The following is a 235-nucleotide window of genomic DNA, read 5'->3' as shown; positions in this document are numbered from 1 at the left end:
CAGGCCGGGCCGGCACTCATCGGTTGGCGAAGTACATCGTCACTTCAAAGCCGATACGCAGGTCGGTGTACGCGGGTTTAGTCCACATGGGTCTTTCCTCTTTTTATACCGGGCGATTCCGGCAGGTTCATTAATGCACGGGGGCGGCCTGGGGCCGAATGCTACTTTCGAAGGAGTGCACGGGGTGCGTTCGTAGCAATTCAGAAGCCACACAAATCCAATGTGGGAGCGAGCC

Annotated in this window: 1 protein-coding gene; it reads right to left on the bottom strand. The window is 57.4% G+C overall.

The window, feature by feature from the left end:
- Positions 1-16: 16 nt before the first annotated feature.
- Positions 17-88, bottom strand: a complete 72-nt coding sequence (pqqA, locus tag ACE04F_RS06425; RefSeq protein WP_003243383.1) for a pyrroloquinoline quinone precursor peptide PqqA — start codon at positions 86-88, stop codon at positions 17-19.
- Positions 89-235: the final 147 nt, after the last annotated feature.

Source organism: Pseudomonas sp. AGC41, from assembly GCF_057334555.1.
Note: the sequence above shows the minus strand (reverse complement) of the source record. Positions and strands in the feature narration are given on the sequence as shown.